The sequence below is a fragment of the Micromonospora sp. NPDC048898 genome, from assembly GCF_043198035.1.
GTDB lineage: Bacteria > Actinomycetota > Actinomycetes > Mycobacteriales > Micromonosporaceae > Micromonospora.
Window position 1 is genome coordinate 1 of record NZ_JBICUF010000042.1, and the last position, 5094, is coordinate 5094.

Here is a 5094-nt window from a genome sequence, read left to right on the forward strand (position 1 = left end):
GGATGCGGGAATGCAGATAGGGCCACCCCGGTATCGGGGTGGCCCTATCTGGAAGATTGTCCGGCGGCGTCCTACTCTCCCACACCCTCACGAGTGCAGTACCATCGGCGCTGGAGGGCTTAGCTTCCGGGTTCGGAATGTAACCGGGCGTTTCCCCTCCGCCATGACCGCCGTAACTCTATGAACATATCAAACAACCCCGGCACAGAACTCACGCGGGTGTTCGCTCGTTCAGAGTTGCACAGTGGACGCGTAGCAGCTTAGTAGTCAAGTCCTCGGCCTATTAGTACCGGTCAACTGAACCCGTTACCGGGCTTACATTTCCGGCCTATCAACCCAGTCGTCTAGCTGGGGGCCTTACCCCCACAAAGTGGGGTGGGATACCTCATCTTGAAGCAGGCTTCCCGCTTAGATGCTTTCAGCGGTTATCCCTTCCGAACGTAGCTAACCAGCCGTGCCCTTGGCAGGACAACTGGCACACCAGAGGTTCGTCCGTCCCGGTCCTCTCGTACTAGGGACAGCCCTTCTCAAGTATCCTACGCGCACGGCGGATAGGGACCGAACTGTCTCACGACGTTCTAAACCCAGCTCGCGTACCGCTTTAATGGGCGAACAGCCCAACCCTTGGGACCTGCTACAGCCCCAGGATGCGACGAGCCGACATCGAGGTGCCAAACCATCCCGTCGATATGGACTCTTGGGGAAGATCAGCCTGTTATCCCCGGGGTACCTTTTATCCGTTGAGCGACACCGCTTCCACTCGCAAGTGCCGGATCACTAGTCCCGACTTTCGTCCCTGCTCGACTTGTCAGTCTCACAGTCAAGCTCCCTTGTGTACTTGCACTCAACACCTGATTGCCAACCAGGCTGAGGGAACCTTTGGGCGCCTCCGTTACCTTTTAGGAGGCAACCGCCCCAGTTAAACTACCCACCAGACACTGTCCCTGAACCGGATAACGGTCCGAAGTTAGATACCCAAATCAACCAGAGTGGTATTTCAAGATTGCCTCCACCCATACTGGCGTATGGACTTCACCGGCTCCCACCTATCCTACACAAGCTAATTCGAGTACCAATGTCAAGCTATAGTAAAGGTCCCGGGGTCTTTCCGTCCTGCCGCGCGTAACGAGCATCTTTACTCGTACTGCAATTTCGCCGGGCCTGTGGTTGAGACAGTGGGGAAGTCGTTACGCCATTCGTGCAGGTCGGAACTTACCCGACAAGGAATTTCGCTACCTTAGGATGGTTATAGTTACCACCGCCGTTTACTGGCGCTTAAGTTCTCCGCTTCGCCCCGAAGAGCTAACAGGTCCCCTTAACGTTCCAGCACCGGGCAGGCGTCAGTCCATATACATCGAATTACTTCTTCGCATGGACCTGTGTTTTTAGTAAACAGTCGCTTCCCCCTGCTCTCTGCGGCCATACAACGCTCCACCCGCGCGGGGCTTCACGTCTCCGGCCCCCCTTCTCCCTAAGTTACGGGGGCAATTTGCCGAGTTCCTTAACCACAGTTCGCCCGATCGCCTCGGTATTCTCTACCTGACCACCTGTGTCGGTTTGGGGTACGGGCCGCTAAGAACTCGCTAGAGGCTTTTCTCGGCAGCATAGGATCACTGACTTCACCTGAATCGGCTCGGCATCACGTCTCAGCCTTATATGTGTTGCGGATTTGCCTACAACACGGCCTACACGCTTACCCCGGCACAACCACCGGCCGGGCTCAGCTACCTTCCTGCGTCACCCCATCGCTTGACTACTACCCATCAGGTTCCCAGCCTCCCCACCATCAACCCGAAGGTCTCCGCTGGTTCGGGTGGTTAGCACAACGAGGTTCATCAGGGACGCTCTTTCGCGGGTACGGGAATATCAACCCGTTGTCCATCGACTACGCCTCTCGGCCTCGCCTTAGGTCCCGACTCACCCAGGGCGGATTAGCCTGGCCCTGGAACCCTTGGTCATCCGGCGGAAGGGTTTCTCACCCTTCTTTCGCTACTCATGCCTGCATTCTCACTCGTGCCGCGTCCACAACTGGGTCACCCCGCTGCTTCACTCGCGGCACGACGCTCCCCTACCCATCCACACACCTGCACAAGGAATCACGTCCAAGCGAGGATAAAATGTGAATGCCACAGCTTCGGCGGTGTGCTTGAGCCCCGCTACATTGTCGGCGCGGAACCACTTGACCAGTGAGCTATTACGCACTCTTTAAAGGGTGGCTGCTTCTAAGCCAACCTCCTGGTTGTCTATGCGACCCCACATCCTTTTCCACTTAGCACACGCTTAGGGGCCTTAGCTGGTGATCTGGGCTGTTTCCCTCTCGACTACGAAGCTTATCCCCCGCAGTCTCACTGCCGCGCTCTCACTTACCGGCATTCGGAGTTTGGCTGATTTCGGTAAGCTTGTGGGCCCCCTAGACCATCCAGTGCTCTACCTCCGGCAAGAAACACGCGACGCTGCACCTAAATGCATTTCGGGGAGAACCAGCTATCACGGAGTTTGATTGGCCTTTCACCCCTAACCACAGGTCATCCCCCAATTTTTCAACATTGGTGGGTTCGGCCCTCCACGCGGTCTTACCCGCGCTTCAGCCTGCCCATGGCTAGATCACTCCGCTTCGGGTCTAGGACACGCGACTGAATCGCCCTATTCAGACTCGCTTTCGCTACGGCTCCCCCACACGGGTTAACCTCGCCACATGCCACTAACTCGCAGGCTCATTCTTCAAAAGGCACGCCGTCACCCCGCAAGGCTCCGACGGATTGTAGGCGAACGGTTTCAGGTACTATTTCACTCCCCTCCCGGGGTACTTTTCACCATTCCCTCACGGTACTTGTCCGCTATCGGTCACCAGGAAGTATTTAGGCTTACCAGGTGGTCCTGGCAGATTCACGGCAGATTTCAGGGGTCCGCCGCTACTCGGGAACACCCACAGAAGGTCAGCAACTTTCACCTACCGGACTCTCACCGTCTACGGTCAGCCATTCCAGACTGTTCGACTAGCCACCAACTTTGTAACTTCTCGAATGCATGTCAGTACATTCAGCAGGGTCCCACAACCCCGACCACGCAACCCCTGACAGGTATCACACGCAGCCGGTTTAGCCTCGATCCGCTTTCGCTCGCCACTACTCACGGAATCACTCAATTGTTTTCTCTTCCTGCGGGTACTGAGATGTTTCACTTCCCCGCGTTCCCTCCACACACCCTATGTGTTCAGGTGTGGGTGACACCACATGACTGGTGCCAGGTTTCCCCATTCGGACACCCTGGGATCACAGCTTGGTTGACAGCTCCCCCAGGCCTATCGCGGCCTCCCACGTCCTTCATCGGCTCCTGGTGCCAAGGCATTCACCGTTCGCCCTTGACAACTTGACCACAAAGATGCTCGCGTCCACTGTGCAATTCTCAACAAACGACCAACCCACAACCCGAACAGCCCCACACCAAACCCAGTCCCTCAGGACCAGCGGTATGTGAGGCCAGGCCATGCCTGGCAGACTCCCAGCCCCCACACGGAGGGCTGGCCAAGTCTCTGAAACAACAACACAATGGTTGTTCCTTCAGGACCCAACAGGGTGCTCACATTCTTCCTCAGCCGCACCAGGGACTTCGTTCCCACCACCCGAAAGTAGCTGTACTAGAAGGAACCCGGCCGTTGCCGAGGGAAAACTTGCCAGTGTCTCCGCCATCTGAGCACCCCACCACCACAGTCGGGCAGTGCGGGCTCCTTACCGACTTTCGTCGGAAGGTGCTCCTTAGAAAGGAGGTGATCCAGCCGCACCTTCCGGTACGGCTACCTTGTTACGACTTCGTCCCAATCGCCAGCCCCACCTTCGACGGCTCCCTCCACAAGGGTTGGGCCACCGGCTTCGGGTGTTGCCGACTTTCGTGACGTGACGGGCGGTGTGTACAAGGCCCGGGAACGTATTCACCGCAGCGTTGCTGATCTGCGATTACTAGCGACTCCGACTTCACGGGGTCGAGTTGCAGACCCCGATCCGAACTGAGACCGGCTTTTTGGGATTCGCTCCACCTCACGGTATCGCAGCCCATTGTACCGGCCATTGTAGCATGCGTGAAGCCCTGGACATAAGGGGCATGATGACTTGACGTCATCCCCACCTTCCTCCGAGTTGACCCCGGCAGTCTTCGATGAGTCCCCGCCATAACGCGCTGGCAACATCGAACGAGGGTTGCGCTCGTTGCGGGACTTAACCCAACATCTCACGACACGAGCTGACGACAGCCATGCACCACCTGTGACCGCCCCCGAAGGACCCCCCATCTCTGGAGGTTTTGCGGCCATGTCAAACCCAGGTAAGGTTCTTCGCGTTGCATCGAATTAATCCGCATGCTCCGCCGCTTGTGCGGGCCCCCGTCAATTCCTTTGAGTTTTAGCCTTGCGGCCGTACTCCCCAGGCGGGGCGCTTAATGCGTTAGCTGCGGCACAGGAAACCGGAGAGGCCCCCCACACCTAGCGCCCAACGTTTACAGCGTGGACTACCAGGGTATCTAATCCTGTTCGCTCCCCACGCTTTCGCTCCTCAGCGTCAGTATCGGCCCAGAGACCCGCCTTCGCCACCGGTGTTCCTCCTGATATCTGCGCATTTCACCGCTACACCAGGAATTCCAGTCTCCCCTACCGAACTCTAGCCTGCCCGTATCGACCGCAGGCTTGGGGTTGAGCCCCAAGTTTTCACGGTCGACGCGACAAGCCGCCTACGAGCTCTTTACGCCCAATAAATCCGGACAACGCTCGCACCCTACGTCTTACCGCGGCTGCTGGCACGTAGTTGGCCGGTGCTTCTTCTGCAGGTACCGTCACTCTCGCTTCGTCCCTGCTGAAAGAGGTTTACAACCCGAAGGCCGTCATCCCTCACGCGGCGTCGCTGCATCAGGCTTCCGCCCATTGTGCAATATTCCCCACTGCTGCCTCCCGTAGGAGTCTGGGCCGTGTCTCAGTCCCAGTGTGGCCGGTCGCCCTCTCAGGCCGGCTACCCGTCGTCGCCTTGGTAGGCCATCACCCCACCAACAAGCTGATAGGCCGCGAGCCCATCCCAAGCCGAAAAACTTTCCACCACCAGCCATGCGGCC

At 57.9% G+C, this 5094-nt stretch carries 3 rRNA genes; all 3 read right to left on the reverse strand.

Annotation, left to right across the window (positions count from 1 at the left end):
- Nucleotides 1-58 precede the first annotated feature (58 nt).
- Nucleotides 59-175 (reverse strand): 5S ribosomal RNA (rrf, locus tag ACGFIQ_RS36150).
- Nucleotides 176-263: 88 nt separating this feature from the next.
- Nucleotides 264-3375, reverse strand: a 23S ribosomal RNA gene (locus ACGFIQ_RS36155).
- A 384-nt stretch (nt 3376-3759) separates the two neighbouring features.
- Nucleotides 3760-5094: ribosomal RNA gene (locus ACGFIQ_RS36160) — 16S ribosomal RNA — on the reverse strand; the annotation flags it as partial.